This window comes from Vagococcus carniphilus, assembly GCF_014397115.1.
In the GTDB taxonomy this organism is placed as follows: Bacteria; Bacillota; Bacilli; order Lactobacillales; family Vagococcaceae; genus Vagococcus; species Vagococcus carniphilus.
The window spans coordinates 82,114-99,532 of the sequence record NZ_CP060720.1 but is presented as its reverse complement, the minus strand read 5'-3'; the positions used below and the strand labels follow the sequence as shown (position 1 = coordinate 99,532).

18 protein-coding genes and 1 other annotated feature are annotated in these 17,419 nt (G+C 32.2%); of the genes, 10 read left to right on the top strand and 8 right to left on the bottom strand.

The window, feature by feature from the left end; all coding sequences use genetic code 11:
• The first annotated feature begins 41 nt into the window (after nucleotides 1-41).
• The 4 genes from H9L18_RS00475 to H9L18_RS00460 all read left to right on the top strand — a co-directional run bounded on the left by H9L18_RS00475 (nucleotide 42) and on the right by H9L18_RS00460 (nucleotide 2,756).
• The gene (locus H9L18_RS00475; RefSeq protein ID WP_126795473.1) at nucleotides 42-734 is read left to right on the top strand and encodes a response regulator transcription factor; all 693 of its coding nucleotides are present in this window, start codon (nucleotides 42-44) and stop codon (nucleotides 732-734) included.
• Complete coding sequence (locus tag H9L18_RS00470) at nucleotides 727-1,845, top strand: sensor histidine kinase (RefSeq protein WP_126795471.1); 1,119 nt, start codon at nucleotides 727-729, stop codon at nucleotides 1,843-1,845. Before H9L18_RS00475 ends, H9L18_RS00470 begins: the two co-directional genes overlap by 8 nt.
• A gap of 204 nt (nucleotides 1,846-2,049) precedes the next feature.
• On the top strand, nucleotides 2,050-2,295 hold the full coding sequence (locus H9L18_RS00465) for a hypothetical protein (protein ID WP_126795469.1): 246 nt from the start codon (nucleotides 2,050-2,052) through the stop codon (nucleotides 2,293-2,295).
• Nucleotides 2,296-2,423: 128 nt separating this feature from the next.
• Nucleotides 2,424-2,756, top strand: coding sequence for a hypothetical protein (locus tag H9L18_RS00460; protein ID WP_126795467.1), 333 nt, complete (start codon nucleotides 2,424-2,426; stop codon nucleotides 2,754-2,756).
• A 193-nt stretch (nucleotides 2,757-2,949) separates the two neighbouring features.
• On the opposite strand, the gene H9L18_RS00455 is transcribed toward H9L18_RS00460, so the two are convergent.
• Nucleotides 2,950-3,186 (bottom strand): hypothetical protein, encoded by a 237-nt coding sequence (locus tag H9L18_RS00455; protein ID WP_187559352.1) that lies wholly within the window; start codon nucleotides 3,184-3,186, stop codon nucleotides 2,950-2,952.
• Nucleotides 3,187-3,311: 125 nt separating this feature from the next.
• Between H9L18_RS00455 and H9L18_RS00450 the strand changes: the two genes are divergently transcribed.
• Nucleotides 3,312-3,554, top strand: a complete 243-nt coding sequence (locus tag H9L18_RS00450) for a hypothetical protein (RefSeq protein ID WP_126795465.1) — start codon at nucleotides 3,312-3,314, stop codon at nucleotides 3,552-3,554.
• A gap of 143 nt (nucleotides 3,555-3,697) precedes the next feature.
• Here the strand turns inward: H9L18_RS00450 and H9L18_RS00445 are convergent, their stop codons facing one another.
• Nucleotides 3,698-4,087, bottom strand: a complete 390-nt coding sequence (locus H9L18_RS00445; RefSeq protein ID WP_126795463.1) for a helix-turn-helix domain-containing protein — start codon at nucleotides 4,085-4,087, stop codon at nucleotides 3,698-3,700.
• A 132-nt stretch (nucleotides 4,088-4,219) separates the two neighbouring features.
• Nucleotides 4,220-4,369, bottom strand: coding sequence for a hypothetical protein (locus H9L18_RS00440; RefSeq protein WP_185847517.1), 150 nt, complete (start codon nucleotides 4,367-4,369; stop codon nucleotides 4,220-4,222).
• A 237-nt stretch (nucleotides 4,370-4,606) separates the two neighbouring features.
• Here H9L18_RS00440 and H9L18_RS00435 point away from each other — a divergent pair, with 237 nt between their 5' ends.
• Nucleotides 4,607-5,002 (top strand): helix-turn-helix domain-containing protein, encoded by a 396-nt coding sequence (locus tag H9L18_RS00435; protein WP_126795461.1) that lies wholly within the window; start codon nucleotides 4,607-4,609, stop codon nucleotides 5,000-5,002.
• A 502-nt stretch (nucleotides 5,003-5,504) separates the two neighbouring features.
• Nucleotides 5,505-5,687: a hypothetical protein gene (locus H9L18_RS00430; RefSeq protein WP_126795457.1), complete on the top strand. Its 183-nt coding sequence runs from the start codon at nucleotides 5,505-5,507 to the stop codon at nucleotides 5,685-5,687.
• A 62-nt stretch (nucleotides 5,688-5,749) separates the two neighbouring features.
• On the opposite strand, the gene mnmM is transcribed toward H9L18_RS00430, so the two are convergent.
• The 5 genes from mnmM to H9L18_RS00405 all read right to left on the bottom strand — a co-directional run bounded on the left by mnmM (nucleotide 5,750) and on the right by H9L18_RS00405 (nucleotide 9,705).
• Nucleotides 5,750-6,322, bottom strand: coding sequence for a tRNA 5-(aminomethyl)-2-thiouridylate-methyltransferase MnmM (gene mnmM / locus H9L18_RS00425; RefSeq protein ID WP_126795455.1), 573 nt, complete (start codon nucleotides 6,320-6,322; stop codon nucleotides 5,750-5,752).
• Entirely contained in the window at nucleotides 6,315-7,280 is a 966-nt protein-coding gene (gene mnmL, locus H9L18_RS00420) for a tRNA modification radical SAM protein MnmL/YtqA (RefSeq protein WP_126795453.1), read from the bottom strand. Before mnmL ends, mnmM begins: the two co-directional genes overlap by 8 nt.
• A 5-nt stretch (nucleotides 7,281-7,285) precedes the next feature.
• Nucleotides 7,286-7,939 carry a phosphatase PAP2 family protein gene (locus tag H9L18_RS00415; protein ID WP_126795451.1) on the bottom strand — a complete coding sequence of 218 codons (654 nt, stop codon included), beginning with the start codon at nucleotides 7,937-7,939 and terminating at the stop codon, nucleotides 7,286-7,288.
• 66 nt (nucleotides 7,940-8,005) lie between these two features.
• Nucleotides 8,006-9,055, bottom strand: coding sequence for a DUF4097 family beta strand repeat-containing protein (locus H9L18_RS00410; RefSeq protein WP_126795449.1), 1,050 nt, complete (start codon nucleotides 9,053-9,055; stop codon nucleotides 8,006-8,008).
• Complete coding sequence (locus tag H9L18_RS00405; RefSeq protein ID WP_126795447.1) at nucleotides 9,052-9,705, bottom strand: DUF1700 domain-containing protein; 654 nt, start codon at nucleotides 9,703-9,705, stop codon at nucleotides 9,052-9,054. Before H9L18_RS00405 ends, H9L18_RS00410 begins: the two co-directional genes overlap by 4 nt.
• Before the next feature lie 286 nt (nucleotides 9,706-9,991).
• On the opposite strand from H9L18_RS00405, the gene H9L18_RS00400 reads away from it, so the two are divergent.
• From H9L18_RS00400 to H9L18_RS00390, 3 genes are all read left to right on the top strand, one after another.
• The gene (locus tag H9L18_RS00400) at nucleotides 9,992-12,931 is read left to right on the top strand and encodes a LysM peptidoglycan-binding domain-containing protein (RefSeq protein ID WP_126795445.1); all 2,940 of its coding nucleotides are present in this window, start codon (nucleotides 9,992-9,994) and stop codon (nucleotides 12,929-12,931) included.
• Between the two features lie 59 nt (nucleotides 12,932-12,990).
• Nucleotides 12,991-13,194: a binding site (T-box leader), on the top strand.
• Between the two features lie 59 nt (nucleotides 13,195-13,253).
• Nucleotides 13,254-15,668, top strand: coding sequence for a leucine--tRNA ligase (leuS, locus tag H9L18_RS00395; RefSeq protein WP_126795443.1), 2,415 nt, complete (start codon nucleotides 13,254-13,256; stop codon nucleotides 15,666-15,668).
• 102 nt (nucleotides 15,669-15,770) lie between these two features.
• Nucleotides 15,771-17,417, top strand: coding sequence for a putative polysaccharide biosynthesis protein (locus H9L18_RS00390; RefSeq protein WP_126795441.1), 1,647 nt, complete (start codon nucleotides 15,771-15,773; stop codon nucleotides 17,415-17,417).
• The last annotated feature ends 2 nt before the right edge of the window (nucleotides 17,418-17,419 follow it).

The following is a 17,419-nucleotide window of genomic DNA, read 5'->3' as shown; positions in this document are numbered from 1 at the left end:
CTAATAAAGGTAAGACATAGACGAACAGGAGAGTTGATAACATGACGACAAAAGTTCTTTTGGTGGAAGATGAATTAGAAATTGCAAATCTAGTTGAATTGTATTTAAAAAATGAAGGATTTGAAGTAGTCAAATGCTTGGATGGATCAGAAGCAAAAGAAAAAATTGAAACAGAAACATTTGATCTTGCTCTCTTAGATATCATGCTGCCAGGCGTGGATGGCTTACAATTACTCGCTCTAATTCGAGAACGTGATAATTATCCGGTAATTATGTTAACAGCTAAAGATGATGAAATTGATAAGATAACGGGTCTTTCCTTTGGGGCGGATGATTACATTACTAAACCATTTAAACCTTTAGAAGTTGTTGCAAGAGTTAAAGCGCAGCTAAGGCGATTTAATCAATACAATAAAAATAAAGAACCTGAATCAATGACATTATCAACTAAAGGCTTAGAGATGAATGTAGAAAAAAGAATAGTTACTTTAAATGAAGAAGTGATTGAATTAACACCAAAAGAGTTTGGTATTTTGCAACTGCTTTTAGAAAATAAAGGAGCAGCAATGGATTCTGAAGTGATTTTTGAATCCGTTTGGAAAGAAGATTATTATACCTCTTCTAACAATACGATTATGGTTCACATTAGACATTTACGAGAAAAAATGAATGATGCGGTTGAAAAGCCTAAATATATTAAAACCGTTTGGGGAGTAGGTTATAAAATTGACTAAACAAACTAGAAATTCCTTGATAAAATCAATTTTAATTATTGTTAGTTTAGTTATTATTCTTTATTTTATAGCCACTCAAACATTTATTGGTAAAGGATTTGGAAGAGTGATTGATAGTTCATTTATTCTTCATGAAGTTGCCCCTGGTGGTGCCGGTGAGAATACCCGAGTGGATTGGTTGAAGTTTAAATCATTTGTAATATCAATTGCCGTTTTTACTATTGTTGCGATTGGTGTTTTAACGTATTGGATTAGCCAGTACTTATTGAAAAAAGACAGAAAATATATTGCTAATTTATTGAAACATTCTCTTGAAGAAGAGGTGCCACAACTTAATGATGAGTACATTGAAATTCAAAATGAGTTAGAAAAAATAAAATTGGCTAATCAAAAAAATCAAGATGCTCTTATTCAAGAAACGCAGCGAACGAAAGACTTGGTTACCTTTTTAGCTCATGATTTAAGAACGCCACTTGCTTCAGTTATTGGGTACTTGAATTTGTTGATTGATTCACCAGAAATATCAACGGAAACAAGAGCTAAGTATTTCGGAATCGCTCTAGATAAGGCGTACCGTTTAGAATATTTAATTGATGAGTTCTTTGATATCACTCGTTTTAATTTTCAAAATATTGTGTTAGATTATACAACATTTGATTTAAGTTTATTATTGCAACAACTGAGTGAAGAGTTTTATCCACTTCTCCAAAAGAAGCAACAAGAATTAATTCTTGAAATGCCAGAGAAGTGTTTAGTTGAAGGGGATTCGACAAAATTAGTTAGAGTATTTAATAATTTACTAAAGAATGCTTCAGCATATGGGTTTGAAGGAAGCCCGATTGAGATGACTGTTGCAGTGAAAGAAGAAGTTTTAGAAATTATTGTAAGAAATCAAGGAAACACAATTCCACCAGAGAAATTAACCGTTATTTTTGATAAGTTCTACCGATTAGATAGTGCTAGATCTACTAATAGTGGTGGTGCAGGTTTAGGGCTTGCTATTGCTAAAGAAATTGTTGAAGCTCATCAAGGAAACATAGGAGCAACAAGTGAAAATAATTCAACAACCTTTTATGTGTTATTACCAATTCATAAACCAACTAGTAAATAAAAGAACTGAAATCAATTCGAGTTAGTGAATTGATTTCAGTTCTTTTATGAGTTTACAGTCTTTCTTTTGATGTGTGGTATTAATTTTTCGTTTAGAGACTATTAAGTTCTTTTGGTTACAATATGTTTTGTTTTTTTTTATTTTAATGTCTATTTTATTGTATAATGAAAGTAATCAATTAGATAAAGATAGGAGATAGTTAATATGGATATTCTAGTGGTTATTTTTTGTAGCGTACTTATTTTTTTAGCGGCCTATTGTATTACGTTATTGAAAAATAGTATGGATTTAAAAAAGATGGTTTTAAGTGCTTTATTTGGTGGAACTTCTTTAATTTTTTTCTATTTTTATTTTGATGGTGGGGTTCCGATGTTAGCTGGAATTATTTATTATGGCTCTGTAATTATAGCGGCTTTAGGTTTTTATTTCCTTCAAAAGAAAACTCAATAATATATTAATCTAGAAATACTTTAGATGTTTATTGAAAAATTATCTTACTAGTCCAGTGTGTTTACTTATACTTTTCTAAATTAGTCAGGTATTAAAAATAATAAGTAAGAAAAAAAGGAGTGACTAAAATGAGGGTTCTTTTCGGTAGTTTAGCTGTTGTTTTTTTATTTGGAAGTATACCTAAATTTAAACCTGATACAGCAGGTTATGATATCACAACTTTTTTTAGAAAAAATAAGAAAGAATATAATAATTTTACTAATAAACTTCGGGGAACTTTTTCTTTAGTGTTAGTGATATTATTTTTATTATTATTTCTATCTTCATTTATTTTTGAATATCCTAATAATGAAACAGTGGTTACTAGAACATTCTTTTTTGTGTTATTTGTAGCAATTATTTTCAGTATAATAGTAGAAATTCAATGGTATAAAACACAAAAGAATAACCGTAAAAAATAAGGTGTGGTGACAATAAGAAAATATACTGGAGAAAAAATTATATCAGAACTTAGAACAAGAATAATTTTTACAAAAGAATAAAAAAATTTGTAATGAAAAAGTATTATCATTTCAAAAAAGATTCAAGATACCTCTATGAGTCACCTTTAGATCTTTTATGTATTTTAAGGATAGGGTTACTTGTACCTAATAATTATTTTTTTAAAGAGAATATAATTAATCTGACGCTACTATAGAGATTTAATGCTAATGCGATGATTAAAATAATAGCCACAAATTTATCTACAATGGTTACTAAAAATGAAAAATTCGATACCAAGTTAAAAACATCAATTATGATAAAATTAATATCAAAAAATTTAAAAATTATTAATATAGATAGACTAATAAACCATAAAATAAGGTTTTTATAAACAGCTTCTTTTTTCATAAGAAACGCCCGACCTTTCTCTTTTTATTTTATAATAACATATATTTTTTACTTAGTATGGTTACTAGGTTAAGACGAGAAATTATGGGATAATTAATCTATAGATATAGAAAGGAATGTCTAAAATGACTAAAAAGAGAACAATTTTTGGTTTGATAATTGTTGCTTCGACAAGTATTTTAGCTCTTAGTATCGTTCATATGAAAAAGGAAGTTTCAATGAATCGTAATGATGATTTTAATATCGTTAAGTCTGAAAAGAAAGATAATGGGATATATTTAAAAACTCGTAATGACATATCTAAATCTGGTAAAGAAATATTTATTGATGACAATGGTAAAATTTATTCTAATGATTATATAGAATAAGTTTTGCTTAGTATAGCTGCTGATATGTTAGCTGGAAATGACATTGCATATTTAATCGAAAATCAATTAATAATTAGTAAAGACTCTTAAAAAATTTGATTATTTTAAGAGTCTTTTTCTATTGGTATATTAGTACGGTATTTCTATTTTAATTTTTCTAAATCTTCTTGTTCGATAAAAAAATTTACTTCACCGGTTTCCATGTTGACATTAGCCATTACCTCGACACCTTTAGGTAATAAAGTTTTTTTCTCAGTTTGAATTTTTAATCTTGGTAGATTATCTTTCATTCCATTGGCGTAGGTTAATGTCTTAAATGTTTTAGTAGTCAATTTAATTTCCTCCTTTAGTAAGTCATCTAAAGAACATCCAAATAAAACACTCATTTTTAATAAATTGGAGATGTCTGGAAGTGTTTTGTCACTTTCCCAACTTGATATGGTAGGTCTTGATATAAGTAATTTTTCGGATAATTCTTCCTGTGTTAAATTTTTTTGAAGTCGTTTAGCTTTTAATATTTTTCCAAATGCCATTTCTATTTCCTCCTGATGTCATCATAATAAATAAGTTAGATATATTCAGTTCGTTTCTCTTTATATTTTATAATTGTAAGGTGTTCTTTACAAAGAATTTAATCAGAATAGAGCTAGATTTATGATTAGTAATTATTTTGGCCATGCTAAGTAGATGGATACTAGTATACAAAAAGTACCAGATAATTTGAGCACTGTATTAAAATTACTCCTTTTTTTATTTCCAATAAAAAGTAAAATTAAACCTGTAATTAATAAAGAAATCATTAGCCAAAATCCCATAGTAATCACTCCTCTTTTCTTTTAATTTTATCTAATCAAAGTTAAAAAATTGATAAGTTATAGTTAATTTAAAGATAATTCAACTCAACCTAATGAAGGAATGGTAGATTTTAGTTTTATATACCGTTGAGAAATTAGAGGTAAACTAGAAGTTTATAGAACTAAACTATAGGTCGGTTGAGTAATTTAAATAGAGTGTGATAAGCTTTGTTAACAAGTACAAGGAGGGAGTATCTTATGGAGAAAAAAACTATAGGAACTATGATTTCATTGTTAAGAAAAGAAAAAGGTATGACCCAGCAAACTCTTGCTGAAAAAATGAATGTAACAGATAAAGCAGTTTCTAAGTGGGAAAGAGATTTATCTTTTCCTGATGTAAATACCATTCCGAAGCTAGCAGAAATTTTAGGAGTCTCTATAGATGAACTGATGCACGCAAAAGTGGAAGATAAAAAAAGCATTAATAAAAATAAAATTATTGAAGTTGTTGATGTTGTATTAAAAGCCATAGGTATTGCTATGGGAATAGCGGTAACAGTTTTATCTATTTTAGGTGAACTAGAAATAAAAAGTGCTTTTATAATGCTTGGAATAGGCTTAGCAACTATATCAATTTCTATGTTAAAAAAATAAATAAAACCATGATTTTTATTTGTCTATTCTTGAATGTAGCGTGAAGATTAATTGTATAAAATTGGAGATCCATCTGGAATCGGTTTTGGATGGGGGTTAATATTTGGCGGATGGATTATGTATATACCTGTTTTATTGTTGGTAATAATAACGCTCATTGTATATGTAGTTGCTTTTGTGTTTAAAATAAAATATACAAAAAAATATTTACAAACTAGGATTGATCAGTCTAACTATATTTTTTTATTAATAATTAATTGGCTTTTTTATTTATCTATCCCTTTCTTTTTTCTTACGGGCTTTTTATACATGAAATTAAGTATAGTAGGAATAGTTATTGGAATTATAGAGATTTGTTTGCTATATTTTGGTTATGTAGAAGTTAAGTTATAAATTAATATTATCTGATCCAATTTCCCAAAAAATATGTAAAAACTTAGGTTCAAATCAGTTTTCATGATAAAATAGAGTTACCAATAAAATACAGAAAAGAGGGAATTGTATGTCTAATGATAATAATATTAATAATCCTGTTCCTGTAAATGATGCTAGTAAGGAAGCCAATAAAGAGTTAATTATCAAAGAAAATTTTAGCAAAGAATTAGTTAAAAACTTAAAATCAGAAAATGCTGATATTATATTACCAGATGAAATAAAAGTTACAAAATCTAAAAAAGAAGAATAAAAAATAACCAATCTAAAAGCCACCTACTGCCGAATAGTAGGTGGCTTTTATGTCGATTAAAACTATCGTTTCGTTTTTCTTTCAATAGCGATTAATGAAGGTGGGTTATTTCGTTGGTTAATAAACTGATAATTCAACACACTAAATTTCTCTTGAGGAAGTGTTTGAACAAAGTCTAGTACTGCTGATTTCTCAACTTTTCCTTCATCATGTCCATCATAAACAACTAGAATAATGCGTCCTTTTTCTTCTAGGCGAATTAATAGTTCGTTGAGAGCTTTAATGGTTGTTTCTTCATGAGTGACAATGGATTTATCACTTTTTGGTAGGTAACCTAAATTAAAAATGGCTGCTTTAACAGCTTCTTCAGGGGATAAAACATCGCCTAAAGTTTCATGACCTTGAAGTAATAAATGAGCTTGCTTTATGCATTGATGTTCTTCAAGACGTTTAGTTGTGTTGAGTAAGGCTGTTTCTTGTACATCAAAGCCGTAAACGTGACCTGCTTCTCCAACTAGCTGAGCTAAAAAGAGCGTATCGTTTCCGTTTCCCATAGTCGCATCAACGACTGTGTCTCCCGGAGTGACAACTGCTTCTAGTAATTCATGGCTAAAGCGTAAAGATGTTTTAAGCATAAACTAATTCACCGCACTTTCCATTTGCGTAAATTCCTTGATAGGTTCCTCTTTTAGCTAATTCTGTATCAAAACTATTCAATACTTCCCATTTTTTTAAGCTCCACATAGGACCAATTATGGTATCTCTAGGAGCATCTCCAGTTAATCGATGGATAATAATATCAGAAGGAATAATTTCTAACTGGTCACAAATCAGTTGTGTGTAATCATGTTGTGTTAGTAATTGTAAACGTCCTTCTAGATAATCTTTTTCCATTTTAGTGTTTGTCATCAAATGGAGTAGATGAAGTTTAATTCCTTGAATATCTGAATCTGTGACAGTTCTTCGGACGTTTTCCATCATCATGTCATAGGTTTCACCAGGTAGACCATTGATGAGGTGAGTACAGACATTAATGTTATGTTTACGTAATTTAGCCACACCATCTAAGTAGGTTTGATAATCATGAGCGCGGTTAATCATATCGCTTGTTGTTTCATAAGTTGTTTGTAGCCCAAGCTCGACCCATAAATAGAGGCGTTGATTTAATTCAGCAAGGTACTCAACTATTTCGTCAGGTAAACAATCAGGTCTTGTACCGATAGATAAACCAACCACGCCTTCTTCGTTAATGACTTGTTCAAATCGGTGTTTAATGACTTCAACAGGTGCATGAGTATTAGTAAAATTTTGAAAATAGACAATGTATTGATTAGTTGACGGCCATTTTTTATGCATTTGGTCGACTTCTTTTCGAAATTGAATTGGCAGTGGGTCACTTGGTGCGACGATCATATCTCCTGACCCAGAAACACTACAAAATGTACACCCACCATGAGCGACCGTTCCATCTCGATTTGGACAATCAAAACCCCCATCAATTGGTACTTTAAATATTTTTTCTTCAAATGTTTCTCTAAGGGCATCATTCCAAGTGTAATACCGTTTAGAGTCTCCTTTTTCAAACGTAAACATGTGTGTTACTTCCCTTCAAACTGTTGCTTAAAATCGTACTTTTTAAAGTAAGGATAAGAAAAGAATAGCCAAGCAGCTCCCATTAGAAAACCACCTAAAATGTCTGTTGGATAATGTACTCCAACATAAATTCGACTTGTTCCGATTCCTAAAATTAAAAGACCTAGTAAAATTTGGATGGCTAAGCATAATATTTTATTCTGGATAAATTTAGGCATTAAAAAGATAAATGTACCGTAAAATAGCATGCTTCCCATAGCGTGTCCACTAGGAAAACTTGTTCCACCAGCTGAAACTAAATGTTTAACAGAAGGTCTGGGTCTATTGAAGAATAGTTTTAACAGAGTGTTTCCAAGCCCTTGGATTAGGGCAGCGTTAATTAAAAGCCAAAAAGCAGCTATTTTTTCTTTGTACTTATATAAAAATAAAAAGGCAACACCAGTTAAAAGAATAATTGTGATGGTGTTAGCAAATTTTGTGATGTAAGTAAAAAAAGCTGTTTTTCCATCCGTTAAGTTTCCTCTAATCAGGTGAATAATTGGGTTGTCAATGCCAGCTAAAATGGCTTCATTTGATTTTACAAAGTAGGCAATAGCAGCGAATAATAAAAGACATAAACTAGCAGCATAATGCCAATATAATTGTTTGTTCTTTGTCATAAAAAACCTCCATAAATTAAAATAAAGAAACCCTGTAATCAGGGTTTCCTACATTATAACATGATTTTAATCGTACTCATACTTGGTGTCGTCTTTATCGATTTCATTAACAGAAATATCACCGTTTTTGGAGGTAGCTTTAATGGAAGCATCTCCTTTATCACTAGTAAATGACGTCTCAGATGATAAGTTTTTATTAAAAATTGAGACAATTCCATAATCTGTTCTTAAATCCATCTTGTTATCATTGTATGAAGCTTTATCCATTTCAAGCTGGATATTACCATGGACTGTATTTAATTTAACATCATGGCTAATATTATTAGAATGGAAAAAGATATCACTGTTTTTATTATCAACGTCTACAAGGCCAATTGTATGATTGATACTTGTATTACCGTATTGATTTGAAATTTTTAAGTTACCTTTTGTGTTTGCTGTAAAGGCATCACCATTTTTTGTTTCCATTTCAAGTGATTTAAAAATAGCATTTTCTACATGAATGTTTCCGGTAGAGGTTACCAATTTAACATCTTTTTCAAATTTTCCATCTTGAACATATAAGTCACCAAATTTGTTATTAATAGTAAGGTCTTGGATAGTTAGGTTGTTTGAATAGAAATTACCACGTTTAGTGTCAACATCTAACTTAGCTAATGATAAATCATCCGCGCTTATATCTACTTTATCACCTTTGATGGTGATTTTTTTATAGTTCTCAGGTAGTTTTAAAAAGATACTGTCATCAGAAATTGATTCAAAGTTAAAGATAGCAGGTTTAAGAGTTTTATCACTAACTTTATTATCGATAGTTACTGTAGTTTTTTTATCTTTTTTAACCACATTCCATGTAGCAGACTCTTTTTGTTTACTACCAAAATTCAATCCCTGTTTGTTCATATGAACATATTCATCATCAGAGGTAGCTAAATGAATAGAGGCACTATTTTTAATATCTAAAACTAATTCCTCAGAATTATCATATTTGAATTTTTTATTGATTTCACTAGCTTTTTTTTCAGCATCTAGTCGTTGATAGAAAAAGATACTTCCTAATCCACCAGCAATGATTAGAATAAAGGCTAAACCTAATATGAGTAGAGTCCTTCTTTTCATAGGGCACGCTCTCCCTTCAAGACTTGTAAATTCCAACGACTATAAGTTTTCAATAAGTTAAAGGAAACCTTTGAAAATGGAACCATAATGAGCAAGCCAATCAGTCCAGCTCCACAGAATAAAATGGACATAGAAAGTTGGAACATACCATATGAGTTAGCTAAACTAATAAATGAATAGACGCCAATCAAAGGGCTTACGACAAATGTTAACGTTAAAATCCAACCAATAAATAAAGTCAGAGCCCATCCAAAGATTAGCCAAATCATGAAAAAGAGGTTTAGTAGAGCAACTCCTGTAATTTGGAAAAAACGGATAAAGCCAGAGTCTGGTTTTCGACCAATATCATAGGCTTCGTTATATGGGTGGTAACCATCTGCTTCTGGTGTTTGAGTTTCCATAGTTGAAAATTCAACCCAATCATTTCCTGGTCCTTTTGTTTCTTGAAATTCTAAGTTAAATTCTTTCAGAATGGAAATAGCAATTTCTTTAGGAGAAGGTAATTCCTTAGTGATTTGGTATTCAGTTAAACCTTCAGCCGTTTTTGTTTCAAATAATTCTTCGTATTTAGTAAGGATAGCTTGTTGATCGACTAAAGAAAGTTGGCGAAGATGAAGTTTTAATTCGATTAAGAAATGCTCTTTATTCATGAGTTTTTCCTTTCTACTTGCGATTTAATAAATTAAATATACCCTCAATAAAGGCTGATAACAAGGGAATCTAAGCAAAATCGGTCTAAAGTATGAAGTGCAGTATGTACAGAAGACTTAAAAATAAAAAAATTAAAAATATTTCGAGTGTGTTACAAATTCTTAAGACTGGCCGTAATGTCTTGCTAACTAAAGAGGGGGATGCTTTAATGAGAGTAGATTATATGCTATACTATTTTTTAAAACGTAAGTATTTTGAAATAAATAAAAAGGATGAGAAATATAAATGAAAAAGAATGACAAAAAAGATTTATTACTAAAACAGCCAGTTCTTAAAAATGTATCCCTTTTTGGTGCTACAATGATGATTTCTTCATCTGTTTTAATTCCTGGTATGACAACAAAAGCCTACGCAGATACAGTAGGAGATCAAGCACAAGATACAGCAACTAAAGCTGATGAAAAAGAAACTAATAATTTAGAAGAAACAACAAAAGCAATGACTGTTGATAAATTTGAAACAGTTGATCAAGTTAAAGAAGAAGACAATCATTTTGATTTAAATTTAGTATTAGGTGCTCATCGCACAGAAAATTTAGATACAACAATTCAAGTTTCACCTAATCTTGCGTTAGTTTGGGATGAAACTAAAAGTACCGTTCTTGATGAAACAGGTAATGCTGTAGGTAGCTATACGTTTGATGAAAAGTTAAACCAAATTACTATCAAATTTACACAAACTGGCTTTACTCAAGCTAAATTGATAGTACCAGTTTCGTTAAAAAAATTAGACTTAACAGAACAAGTTTTAACTGTTTCTATTGCAGAAAGTATGCTATCTAAAAATGTAACTGTTGAAAAACAAGAAGTTGTTGAAACAACGGAAACCTCTAAAGAAGTTGAAGAAACAAGTGAAACGATATCATCAACAGAAGAGACAAGTAGCTCAGTAGAAGTAACGGAAGAACCAAGTTCTACATCAACGGAAACCGAAACAACTAGTGAAACAGAGTCGACAACGGAGTCAACAATAGCGACATCAGAGACAAGTTCTTCTTCAGAGAAAGAAGAATCAACAAGCTCTACTTCAAAAGAAACAAGTAGTTCCAAAGAAGAAGAGACAACTAGTGAATCGACTTCTTCAAAAGAGGAAGCAACGAAGGAAACAAGCAGTACAAAAGAGAAAGAGACAAGCTCTACTTCAACAGAATCAACAAGTTCTACTTCTAAGGAAAAAGAAACAAAACCTAAGGAAAGTAAACCAAAAGAAGTTAAGAAAAAAGATAAATCAAAAGAAGATGCTAGCTCAAAAACAAGTGAAAAATTAACAGGTGTTAAAGCTTATAGTCCTAAAAAAGCTAGTGCCGCACCAACAAAACGTGCTGCGATTGAACCAGCTGCAGCGCCTCAACCAAGAAGCTTATCTAGAGCAGCTACACCTCAAGCTCAATTTATTGAAGATACAGCTTATCACGCTCAACAAGTAGCAGGATCTAATGATTTATATGCATCAGTTATGATTGCACAAGCTATTTTAGAAAGTGGTTATGGCTCAAGTACATTATCATCACCACCAAATCATAACTTATTTGGTATAAAAGGAAGTTATAATGGACAATCTGTAACGATGCAAACTTGGGAGCATTTTAATGGGCAAAATGTTGTTATCAATGCTCAGTTTAGAAAGTATCCGTCTTATCGTCAGTCCTTTGAAGATAATGCTCGCGTTCTTAGAACAACATCATTTTCTCCAGGAACTTACTACTATGCAGGTGCTTGGAAATCAAGAACTAATTCATACCAAGATGCAACACGTTGGTTAACAGGACGCTACGCGACAGATCCAAGTTATAACGTAAAATTGAATAACTTGATTATGACTCATAACTTAACACAGTACGATAAACCAGGTGGTGGTAATACTGGTGGAAATACAAATCAGGGAAATTCTAACCAAGGTAACAAGCCAAATACTGGCAATCAACAAACGTCTAATAATAATGCAACAACTCATACAGTGAAACCAGGAGATACATTATACGGTATTAGCGCGAAATATGGCGTGAGTGTGGCACAGTTAAAATCATGGAATAACTTATCAAGTGATATGATTTACGTGAACCAAAAATTAGTGGTTAAAGGTGGCAATAAAGGTGGCGGAAGTACATCAAAACCAACACCTAAGCCAACTCCAACGCCAAAACCATCAACTAATAACGGTAGCCAAACAAGTAAGCCAAAACCAAATACTTCAAATGGCCAAACACATACGGTCAAACGAGGAGATACCTTGTACGGTATTGGTTTACAATATGGCGTGAGTGTGGCGCAGTTAAAATCATGGAATAATTTATCAAATGATATGATTTATGTGAACCAAAAACTAGTGGTTAAAGGTGGCGGTAATACGTCAAAACCAACACCTAAGCCATCAACAAATAATGGCAACCAAACAAGTAAACCAAAACCAAGTACTTCAAATAGCCAAACACATACGGTTAAACGAGGAGATACCTTATACGGAATTGGTTTGCAGTATGGTGTGAGCGTGGCACAAATAAAATCATGGAATAACTTATCAAATGATATGATTTATGTGAACCAAAAACTAGTAGTTAAGGGTGGTAATAAAGGCGGCGGAAGCACGGCAAAACCGACACCAAAACCATCAACTAAACCAAGTACTCAGACAACTACTCAATCATCAAGTTCTTATACGGTTAAACGAGGAGATACGTTATACGGTATTAGCTTACGTTATGGTGTGAGTGTGAATGAATTGAAACAATGGAACAATTTGAAGAGTGATATGATTTATGTGGGTCAACAATTGGCTATTAATGGGAAAAAAGCTGCTAATCATACGGCAACACCTGTTAAAAAGACAAGTAATCAAAGTCAATCTTCTACTTATACAGTTAAGAGAGGCGATTCATTGTATCAAATTTCTTTAAAATACAATGTGAGTGTTTCTGATTTAAAACAAGCCAATGGATTAAGTAGTGACTTAATTTATGTTGGTCAAACATTGAAAATTCCAGGAACGGCTAAAGTGGCGACACGTCAAACAACGTCAAATCGTCAAGTGAAGCGTCATAAAGTTCAAACAGGTGATTCTTTGTGGTCGTTATCTAATAAATACAACACAAGTGTTTCTCAATTAAAAACTTGGAATAAGATTTCTGGAGATATTATTTATACAGGGCAAAACCTAAGAGTTAGATAATTTTTGACTTTGCGATTTAGTTGCTAAGTTAATTTGATTCTGTTATCATGAGCATAATAATTAAAACAATGACGAGAAGTAGTAGAGTGGAAACTTTTTTAGAGAGTGCATGGTTGCTGAAAATGCATAAAGATAGAAACTTGAACTTAGCTCTGAGAATGCTTTTTTAGCCGGATTCAGTCCGTTATCATGACGATGAGATGTAGTTGTATTTTTAACTACATAAAAATAGGTGGTACCACGTTAAAATCAACGTCCTATAAAAGCTAATTCAGCTTTTATAGGACTTTTTTTATTTTATTATATTTTAGGAGGAAGAAAAATGGCATACAACCATACCCAAATTGAAGAAAAATGGCAAAAAAATTGGATGAAGAACCACACATTCAAAACAGAAGAAGTATCTGATAAACCTAAGTTTTATGCACTAGATATGTTTCCGTATCCATCTGGTCAAGGCTTACACGTAGGACATCCAAAAGGATACACATCAACTGACGTTTTAGCTCGTTTTAAAAGAGCAACTGGTTATAATGTCCTACACCCAATGGGATGGGATGCATTTGGTTTACCAGCAGAACAATATGCGCTAGATACAGGGAATGACCCAGCAGAATTTACAGAAAAAAATATTCAAACGTTTAAACGTCAATTAAATTCTTTAGGTTTTAGTTTTGATTGGGACCGTGAAATTAATACCACTGATCCAGAGTATTACAAATGGACCCAATGGATTTTTACTAAATTATTTGAAAAAGGCTTAGCTTATGAAGCTGAAGTAGCTGTTAACTGGTGTCCTGCACTAGGAACAGTTTTAGCTAATGAAGAAGTTATCGATGGCAAATCAGAGCGTGGTAGCCATCCAGTTTTCCGTGTACCGATGAAACAATGGATGTTAAAAATTACAGCTTATGCAGATCGCTTGATTGATGATTTAGATACGATTGATTGGCCTGAAAGTGTTAAAGACATGCAACGTAACTGGATTGGTCGTTCTGAAGGCGCTAATGTTACGTTTAAAATTAAAGACACAGATAAAGAATTTACAGTCTTTACAACACGTCCAGATACTTTATTTGGTTCAACTTACGCTGTTCTTGCTCCTGAACTTAAATTAGTACAAGAGATTACAACTCCTGAACAAGAAGCAGAAGTATCAGCTTATATTAAAGAAGCTGAGAAGAAAACAGATCTAGATAGAACAGAATTATCAAAAGAAAAAACAGGAGTCTTTACAGGAGCCTATGCTATTAACCCAGCTAATGGAAAAGAAATGCCTATCTGGATTGCTGATTACGTTTTATCAACTTACGGTACAGGAGCTATTATGGCGGTACCGGCACATGATGAACGTGACTATGACTTTGCTAAAGCTTTTGACTTAGAAATATTACCAGTTCTTGAAGGTGGCAATATTGAAGAAGCTGCTTATACTGAAGATGGTATCCATATCAATTCTGAATTTTTAGATGGTCTACAAAAAGAAGAAGCTATTGAAAAAATGATTACTTGGCTAGAAGAAAAACAAGTTGGTAAGAAAGAAACAAGCTATCGTTTACGTGACTGGTTATTCTCTCGTCAACGTTATTGGGGTGAACCTATTCCAATCATTCATTGGGAAGATGGTTCAATGACAGCAGTTCCTGAAGAGGAATTACCATTAGTATTGCCAGTAGCAACTGATATTAAACCAAGTGGAACAGGTGAGTCACCATTAGCGAATATGGAAGACTGGATTAATGTGGTAGATGAAAAAACAGGTATGAAAGGTCGCCGTGAAACAAATACAATGCCACAATGGGCAGGTAGTTCATGGTATTACTTACGTTTTATCGATCCACACAATCAAGAACAATTAGCTGATCCTGAAAAATTAAAAGAATGGTTACCAGTAGATGTTTATTTAGGTGGAGCTGAACATGCTGTTCTTCATTTACTTTATGCTCGTTTCTGGCATAAATTCTTATATGATATTGGTGTTGTTTCAACAATTGAGCCATTCCAAACATTATATAATCAAGGAATGATTCTAGGTGAGGGCAATGAAAAAATGTCTAAATCTAAAGGTAATGTTGTTAATCCAGATGATGTAGTCAATGAATTTGGAGCAGATACTTTAAGACTTTATGAAATGTTCATGGGACCATTAGATGCTTCAGTTGCGTGGAGTGAAAAAGGTCTTGAAGGAAGTCGTAAGTTCTTAGACCGCGTTTGGCGTTTATTTATTGATGAAAATGCTGTTTTACGTGACCGTATCACAACTCACAATGATGGTAAATTGACAAAAGTATATCATCAAACAGTTAAAAAAGTAACAGAGGATTTAGAGCATCTACGCTTTAACACAGCTATTTCTCAATTAATGATTTTTGTGAATGAAGCTTACAAGGCAGAGGCATTACCTGTTGAATACATGAATGGTTTCTTACAATTACTAGCACCAATTGCTCCATTTGTTTCTGAAGAATTATGGGAAAGAATGGGACATACAGAAAGTATCAGTCATGTGTCTTGGCCTACTTATGATGAAAAAGAATTAGTGGAAGATGAAATTGAAGTGATTTTCCAAGTTAATGGTAAATTGAAAGCTAAAGTAATCGTTCCTCGTGATTTGTCTAAAGAAGAATTAGAAGAAGTTGCGATGAATCATGAGCAAATAAAAGCGAACATTGAAGGTAAAACAGTCCGAAAAGTTATCGCTGTTCCGAATAAATTAGTCAACATTGTTGCTAACTAACAAAAGTCATCAAAATTGTTTAAATATTGTTAAAAGAGTTTGCATAAATAGGGCGAAATCGCTACAATTATAGCAGTATGATGAAGAAAGTTGGATAGAAACATGCCGGATCAAGAAACCTCTTTTGAGGATAATTCTAAAGGTTTGAATGCGACAGAAAAAATGGTTCGTGGCTCCCTTTGGATGACAATAGGTAACGTGTTGTCTAGATTGTTAGGTGCTATTTATATTATTCCTTGGTATGCCTGGATGGGTGAGCAGGGAAATGTAGCAAATAGTTTATTTAATAAAGGATACAACGTATATGCGTTATTCTTAATGATTGCAACAGCTGGAATTCCAGGAGCAATTGCTAAACAGATTGCTTTTTACAACTCACAAAATGAATATAAAACAAGTCAACGCTTATTCAAACGAACGTTGGTCATTATGGCTGGATTTGGTGTCTTATGTGCTGGGATTATGTACTTAATTTCACCTATCTTAGCAGCAGGGGACGAGAAGCTAATTCCTGTTATGAGGGCTTTAAGTGTAGCTGTTCTAGTATTCCCAAGTATGAGTGTCATTAGAGGGTATTTCCAAGGTAATCAGGATATGATGCCTTCAGCTGTTTCTCAAATTGTAGAACAAATTGCTCGTGTTTTTTATATGTTACTGGCTACTTTTATTATTATAAAAGTGATGCAAGGAAGTTATGTGACAGCAGTTATTCACTCAACTTTTGCGGCTTTTATTGGAATGCTAGGAGCGTATGGTGCTTTAATCTGGTTTTATAAAAAACAAAAACCAGAGATGGATCGTTTGATTGCTGGTAGTAACAATGAAATTGTTGTGTCAGAAAATCACTTAGTCAAAGAGATGTTGATAGAGGCAATTCCGTTTATTATTGTAGGATCTGCTATTACGTTCTTTAAATTAATTGATCAATTTACCTTCGAACGAATTATGTCTGGATTTACCAATTTTTCAAAAGACCAGTTATCAGCTTTATTTAGTATTTTTAGTGCTAACCCGGATAAATTAGTCATGATTACTATTTCTCTTGCAACAGGGATGGCAATGACTAGTCTTCCGCTAATCACAGAATCTTATACAAAAAAAGATGAAGCTGGATTAGCTAAATTAGTTAGTGATAATATTCAATTACTCTTTTTTATCATGATGCCAGCAACATTTGGAATGATTGTTTTAGCTAAACCGATGTATGTTTTATTTTATCAACCAGATGCTTTGGGAATCAGTGTATTAATTGAAGCAAGTTATATTGGTTTAATTATGGGCTACTTCATATTAATTTCGACAACTCTTCAAGGGCTATATAAAAATGGCGATGCTATTTTTAATTTGGGTGTCGGATTACTTATTAAACTTATTTTACAGTACCCAATGATTAGAGGATTTGAAGTTTATGGACCACTAATTGCATCAGGAATAGGTTTTAGTGTATCTGCTTACTTGATGACTAGAAAAGTCCACGATATATCAAAATTCAACTATTCATTGACGTTAAGAAGAACTATTTTGATTTTAATTCTTAGTTTACTAATGTCTGGTGTAACAACATTAACAAGATCATTCTTGTACTTGTTCTTAAATCCAGAACGTAAATTCCAAGCATTTATTATCATCTTAATATCAGTGGCGGTTGGAATAGCCTTTTATGGCTGGTTAGCTCTTAAGACGCGTTTAGCGGATAAATTAATGGGTGATAAAGTGGCAAAAGTTAGAACAAAATTAAAGATAAAATAAAA

What these genes read in the sequence shown, in the direction of transcription:
- H9L18_RS00400 (WP_126795445.1), top strand. Translation starts at nt 9,992, where the DNA reads ATGAAAAAGAATGACAAAAAAGATTTATTACTAAAACAGCCAGTTCTT.
- H9L18_RS00435 (WP_126795461.1), top strand. Translation starts at nt 4,607, where the DNA reads ATGGAGAAAAAAACTATAGGAACTATGATTTCATTGTTAAGAAAAGAA.
- mnmM (WP_126795455.1), bottom strand. Translation starts at nt 6,322, where the DNA reads ATGCTTAAAACATCTTTACGCTTTAGCCATGAATTACTAGAAGCAGTT.
- H9L18_RS00445 (WP_126795463.1), bottom strand. Translation starts at nt 4,087, where the DNA reads ATGGCATTTGGAAAAATATTAAAAGCTAAACGACTTCAAAAAAATTTA.
- H9L18_RS00465 (WP_126795469.1), top strand. Translation starts at nt 2,050, where the DNA reads ATGGATATTCTAGTGGTTATTTTTTGTAGCGTACTTATTTTTTTAGCG.
- H9L18_RS00430 (WP_126795457.1), top strand. Translation starts at nt 5,505, where the DNA reads ATGTCTAATGATAATAATATTAATAATCCTGTTCCTGTAAATGATGCT.
- H9L18_RS00440 (WP_185847517.1), bottom strand. Translation starts at nt 4,369, where the DNA reads ATGGGATTTTGGCTAATGATTTCTTTATTAATTACAGGTTTAATTTTA.
- H9L18_RS00450 (WP_126795465.1), top strand. Translation starts at nt 3,312, where the DNA reads ATGACTAAAAAGAGAACAATTTTTGGTTTGATAATTGTTGCTTCGACA.
- H9L18_RS00405 (WP_126795447.1), bottom strand. Translation starts at nt 9,705, where the DNA reads ATGAATAAAGAGCATTTCTTAATCGAATTAAAACTTCATCTTCGCCAA.
- H9L18_RS00415 (WP_126795451.1), bottom strand. Translation starts at nt 7,939, where the DNA reads ATGACAAAGAACAAACAATTATATTGGCATTATGCTGCTAGTTTATGT.
- mnmL (WP_126795453.1), bottom strand. Translation starts at nt 7,280, where the DNA reads ATGTTTACGTTTGAAAAAGGAGACTCTAAACGGTATTACACTTGGAAT.
- H9L18_RS00455 (WP_187559352.1), bottom strand. Translation starts at nt 3,186, where the DNA reads ATGAAAAAAGAAGCTGTTTATAAAAACCTTATTTTATGGTTTATTAGT.
- H9L18_RS00475 (WP_126795473.1), top strand. Translation starts at nt 42, where the DNA reads ATGACGACAAAAGTTCTTTTGGTGGAAGATGAATTAGAAATTGCAAAT.
- H9L18_RS00460 (WP_126795467.1), top strand. Translation starts at nt 2,424, where the DNA reads ATGAGGGTTCTTTTCGGTAGTTTAGCTGTTGTTTTTTTATTTGGAAGT.
- leuS (WP_126795443.1), top strand. Translation starts at nt 13,254, where the DNA reads ATGGCATACAACCATACCCAAATTGAAGAAAAATGGCAAAAAAATTGG.
- H9L18_RS00410 (WP_126795449.1), bottom strand. Translation starts at nt 9,055, where the DNA reads ATGAAAAGAAGGACTCTACTCATATTAGGTTTAGCCTTTATTCTAATC.
- H9L18_RS00390 (WP_126795441.1), top strand. Translation starts at nt 15,771, where the DNA reads ATGCCGGATCAAGAAACCTCTTTTGAGGATAATTCTAAAGGTTTGAAT.